Origin of the sequence: Castellaniella sp., assembly GCF_047971665.1 — a bacterium.
In the GTDB taxonomy this organism is placed as follows: Bacteria; Pseudomonadota; Gammaproteobacteria; order Burkholderiales; family Burkholderiaceae_B; genus Castellaniella.
Genome location: NZ_JBKEAA010000035.1, coordinates 1 through 5,052, shown reverse-complemented (window position 1 = coordinate 5,052; position 5,052 = coordinate 1). Strand labels below are relative to the sequence as shown.

6 protein-coding genes are annotated in these 5,052 nt (G+C 64.8%); all 6 read right to left on the bottom strand.

Annotation, left to right across the window (positions count from 1 at the left end; translation table 11 throughout):
* Positions 1–14 precede the first annotated feature (14 nt).
* Positions 15–200, bottom strand: a complete 186-nt coding sequence (locus ACK5JE_RS12515) for a hypothetical protein (RefSeq protein ID WP_416802033.1) — start codon at positions 198–200, stop codon at positions 15–17.
* A 77-nt stretch (positions 201–277) separates the two neighbouring features.
* The gene (locus tag ACK5JE_RS12510) at positions 278–1,672 is read right to left on the bottom strand and encodes an amino acid permease (protein ID WP_416802032.1); all 1,395 of its coding nucleotides are present in this window, start codon (positions 1,670–1,672) and stop codon (positions 278–280) included.
* 57 nt (positions 1,673–1,729) lie between these two features.
* Positions 1,730–2,296, bottom strand: a complete 567-nt coding sequence (locus ACK5JE_RS12505) for an HIT family protein (protein WP_416802031.1) — start codon at positions 2,294–2,296, stop codon at positions 1,730–1,732.
* Positions 2,274–3,068 carry an indole-3-glycerol phosphate synthase TrpC gene (trpC, locus tag ACK5JE_RS12500; RefSeq protein ID WP_416802030.1) on the bottom strand — a complete coding sequence of 265 codons (795 nt, stop codon included), beginning with the start codon at positions 3,066–3,068 and terminating at the stop codon, positions 2,274–2,276. The genes ACK5JE_RS12505 and trpC overlap by 23 nt, the downstream gene beginning before the upstream one ends.
* Positions 3,065–4,099, bottom strand: a complete 1,035-nt coding sequence (gene trpD, locus ACK5JE_RS12495) for an anthranilate phosphoribosyltransferase (RefSeq protein ID WP_416802029.1) — start codon at positions 4,097–4,099, stop codon at positions 3,065–3,067. The genes trpC and trpD overlap by 4 nt, the downstream gene beginning before the upstream one ends.
* Before the next feature lie 59 nt (positions 4,100–4,158).
* Positions 4,159–4,725 (bottom strand): anthranilate synthase component II, encoded by a 567-nt coding sequence (locus ACK5JE_RS12490; protein WP_416802028.1) that lies wholly within the window; start codon positions 4,723–4,725, stop codon positions 4,159–4,161.
* Positions 4,726–5,052: the final 327 nt, after the last annotated feature.

The following is a 5,052-nucleotide window of genomic DNA, read 5'->3' as shown; positions in this document are numbered from 1 at the left end:
GTCGTTGCGACGAGTCAGTGGCTGGAGTCCCATGCATCCGGAAATCCCATCGCTTTTCGTGGGATATCCGGATGCTCGAACATGAGTTCCCTCAACCGATGCTGCCAGCGAGTGCGGGGGGAAATGATCGCTATCAGGTACTGGCCAATGACGATGGCCGCATAAACACGACCCGTATTTGGGATGTCGAGGACGAGCATGTTTGTCCTGCGAGAGGGTATCTGGGGGCGCATCGACCAGAAAGGCTCTGCGGGCGGATCGGTTGCGGATCTGGCAGTCAAAGGCGCTCAGGATGGGACAGCGCACCGGCCCTGCCGTCTCGCTGGCGCAAGCGATAGCCTGCATACAACACCAGCAGCCACACGGGCAGCACGTAAACCGCCGGTCGAGTGTCGTCCAGTTGCGTCATCAGGGCCACCAGAGCCACCAGGAACGCCGCGCACAGGTAGTTCACCCAGGGAAAGCCCGGGGACAGGAAATGCAGTTCAGCGGCATTGTGCGCCCGCCGGAATCGCAGGTGCACCAGGACGATCATCATCCAGGTCGTTGCGGCTGCGGCGGTGGCTACGGCCATGATCCGCATGAAGACGCCTTCCGGCACCAGGAAATTGATCACCACGATCACCAGCGTGCAGACCGAGGAAAACAGGATGCCGACCCAGGGCACCTGGCGCGGACTCAGGCGCAGGAAAATGCGCGGCGCGTTGCCCTGCTGCGCCAGGCTGTAGAGCATCCGGCCGTTGCTGTACATGCCGCTGTTGTAGACCGAGATGGCGGCCGTCAGCACCACCAGGTTCAGGATGTCGGGAGCGGCGGGGATGCCCAGTTTGGAGAAGATCAGCACGAAAGGGCTGCCCTGGACGCCGATCTGGTTCCAGGGGTACAAGATGACCAGCACCGCCAGGGCGCCCACGTAGAACAGCAGGATGCGCCACAGGACCTGGTTGATGGCCTTGGGGATGCTGCGCCGGGGGTCGTCGGCCTCGCCGGCGGTGATGCCGATCAGTTCGGTGCCGCCGAAGGAAAACATCACCACTACCAGCGACAGCAGCAGACCGTGGATGCCGTTGGGCAGGAAGCCGCCGTGCGTCCATAGATTGCTCAGGCCGGTGGCCTTCTGGTCCGTGCCCAGGAAAATCAGTAGCAGGCCCAGGATGATCATGCCGATGATGGCGGCGATCTTGACGAGCGCCAGCCAGAATTCGCTTTCGCCGTACAGGCGCACGTTCAGCAGGTTCAGCGCCGTGATGCTCAGCAAAACGATCAGGGCGCTGGCCCAGGCGGGGAAATCCGGCAGCCAGTAGTTCACGTAGATGCCCACCACCGACAGTTCCGCCATGCTGACCAGCACGTAGAGCAGCCAGTAGTTCCAGCCGGACAGGAAGCCCGCGAAGCCGCCCCAGTAGCGGTAGGCGAAGTGGCTGAAGGCGCCGGATACGGGTTCCTGTGTGGACATTTCACCCAGCATGCGCATGATCAGGTAGATCGCCAGGCCGCCGATCAAGTAGGACAGGATGATGCCGGGGCCGACCAGTTGGATGGACGCGGCCGAGCCGTAGAACAGGCCGGTGCCGATGGCGCCGCCCAGGGCGATCATCTGGATGTGGCGGTTCTTCAGGCTGCGCGCCAGGGCGGCGGGCGCCGCGCCGGGCGCGGAAGGAGGAGAGGACATGAAAGAGACGGGCGATGCGAAGGGAGTCAGAGAGAGGGGGCGGGCGCGCGGAACGGATCAGGCGTCCCGCGTGTCGTCGCCGGAGATGTCCGCCGTCGGCCCCCGGGCCGCCAGGACGCGGTGCAGCCGCGCGACGTGCGGTGCCAGCGCATCGCATCGATCCGCCCAGGCGGCCGCGCGGGCGGGATTGTGCCGGGGCGGCGCCCAGATGGCGTCCGGGAAGCAGGGATCGTCGCGCCAGCGGGGGATCAGATGCCAGTGCAGATGGGGCACCTGGTTGCCCAGGCTGGCCAGGTTGATCTTGTCGGGCCGCAGGCAGATCCGCTGCAGGCGTTCGACCTGGAACACGGTGCGCATCAGGTGCCGGCGGTCCATGGGATCGATGTCCGTCATTTCCGCGATATGGCGCTGCCAGATGACGCGCAGATAGCCCGGGTGCCGGGGTTCGTCCACGCGGATGATCCGCAGTTTGTCGTCCTGCCAGAGCAGGGTGTCGCGGTCCGTGATGCAGAGCGGGCAGTCGGGAAAACAGGCCATGGCGTGGGCGTGGGCGGGATCGGGGCCTGCCGTCCGCCGGCGCGGGCGCAGGGGCGGTGCGGGTTCAGCGGTCGAAGAACAATTCATGCAGGGCAACGCCGGGGTCCGGCGCGCGCATGAATGCCTCGCCGACCAGAAAAGCCTGGACGCCGTGCGCGCGCATGCGATCGGCGTCTTCGGGCTGCAGGATGCCACTCTCGGTGACGACCCGCTTGCCCGCCGGCAGCGCCTCGAGCATCGACAGCGTGGTCTCCAGCCGGGTCTCGAAGGTGCGCAGGTCGCGGTTGTTGATGCCGATCAGCGGTGTCTTCAGCGACAGGGCCGCGTCCAGCTCATTGCGGTCGTGGACCTCGACCAGCACATCCATGCCCAGGTCGAAGGCCACGGTTTCCAGTTCGCGCAACTGGGCGGGCGCCAGCGCGGCTGCGATCAGGAGTACGCAGTCGGCGCCCAGCGCCCGGGCGTGAATGACCTGATAGGGATCGATCAGGAAATCCTTGCGCAGCACGGGCAGGCTGCAGGCCGCGCGCGCCTGGCGCAGATGATCGTAGCCCCCCTGGAAGTATTGCACATCGGTCAGCACCGACAGGCAGGCCGCGCCGTGGCAGGCATAGCTGGTGGCGATGTCCGCCGGGTGGAAGTCCTTGCGGATCACGCCCTTGGAGGGCGAGGCTTTTTTGATTTCCGCGATCACGGCGGGCTTGCCCTGAGCGATCCGGTCTTCGATGGCGCGCGCGAAGCCGCGAATGTCCTGACGGCCCTGGGCCTCGCGCAGGACTTCGGATTCGCTGCGCATCTGCCGTGCCGTGGCGATTTCGGTTCGTTTGGTGTCCAGGATCCGGGCCAGAATATCGTTCATGCGGAGAACCTTTGCGTGTATTGGCTGAATCGTTCCAGCTTGTCGAGCGCCGCGCCCGAGGCGATCAGCTCGAACGCCTGGCGGATGCCGGCGTCGATCGAGTCGGCGCGATTGCCCGCGTACAGCGCCAGCCCCGCGTTCAGGGCGACGATGTCGCGGGCGGTGCCGGCCGTGTTGTTCAGCGCGGCGCGCACCAGCTGGGCGGATTCGTCGCGGTTGGCCACCTTGATGCTGCGGTTGGAGACCATGGCCATGCCGAAATCCTCAGGATGAATCTCGTACTCGCTGACCTTGCCGTCCTTGAGTTCGCCGACCAGCGTGGCGGCGCCCAACGAGGCCTCGTCCATGCCGTCCTTGCCGTGCACGATGAGCACATGGCGTGAGCCCAGGCGTTGCAGGACCCGTACCAGGATACCGACCAGGTCGGGATGGAACACGCCCATGAGCTGATTGGCGGCGCCGGCCGGATTGGTCAGCGGGCCAAGAATGTTGAAAATCGTGCGCACACCCAGCTCGCGGCGCACGGCGGCGACGTTTTTCATGGCGCCATGATGAGCCGGTGCGAACATGAAACCGATGCCGGTGGCCTCGATGGATTCGGCGATCTGCTCGGGGGTGGCGGTGAGCTTGATGCCCAGGGCCTCCAGGACGTCGGCGCTGCCCGAAGAGGACGAGGCGCTGCGGTTGCCATGCTTGGCGATCTTGACCCCGCCCGCAGCGGCCACGAACATCGCAGCGGTGGAAATGTTGAAGGTGTGCGAATCATCTCCGCCGGTGCCGCACATGTCCAGCAGCGTCTCGGGGTAGGGGGTATCCACGCCCAAGGCGAATTCGCGCATGACCTGGGCGGCTGCCGTGATTTCTCCGACGGTTTCCTTTTTGACGCGCAGGCCCATCAGCAGGGCGCTGGCCAGCTGAGGCGACATCTCCCCGCGCATCAGCATGCGCATCAGTTCGAGCATTTCATCATGGAAGATTTCCCGGTGTTCGATGCAGCGGGCCAGGGCCTCATTGGGGGTGATCAGCGGCATGGGTGTGGTTCCTTGTGTCTTCATGTCTCTTGTTTATTGGATGGACCCGCTCGCAGGCGTCAGAGTTCCAGGAAATTGCGCAGCAGCGCGTGCCCATGCTCGCTGAGGACGGATTCCGGGTGGAACTGCACGCCGTAGACAGGCAGAGATTTGTGGGCGACGCCCATGATCTCGCCATCGGCGGTCTCGGCGGTGATCTCCAGGCAATCCGGCAGGGAAGCGCGCTCGATTGCAAGAGAATGATAGCGTGTGACGGTGTAGGGCGTGGGCAGTCCCGTGAAGACGTCGGTGCCGCGATGCGTGATGGGCGAGACCTTGCCGTGCATGATTTCCTGGGCGCGCACGATGCGGCCACCATAGGCTGCGCCGATGGCCTGATGCCCCAGGCAGACGCCGAGGATCGGTTTTTTTCCGGCGAAATGCCGGATCAGGTCGATGGAGATGCCCGCCTCGGCCGGCGAGCACGGTCCCGGGGAGACGCAGATGCGGTCCGGATCGATGGCTTCGATGCCGGCCAGATCGATCTGGTCGTTGCGCGCGACCTGGACCTGAACGCCCAGTTCGCCGAAATATTGCACCAGGTTGTAGGTGAAGGAGTCGTAGTTGTCGAGCATCAGCAGCTTCATGATCTGGACATCCTGGTCAGTTCTTTCGGGAAAAGGGCGTGCGAACCGGGGCCGGCTGCGAAAGCCGGGGCGCGCGGGAGGAGGAGGCGACGGCGGGTACGGACATGGTCTTCCTTGGAGTCAGGAGCCGCCGCACCGGAGACAGATTCACAAAGACCCATGCCTGCCAGAACGGCGGCAAGGTGCGATGAATCACGCATGAGGATGCCGCCCCCTAGGAGGAGCGCCACCAGAACGAAGCGTGCACAGTCGCATGTGAAATCATGCTGAGCATTCTACTGTGCGGCGCGGGTGCTGTCGAGCGGGGAATCTGCTTCGACCTCTAGC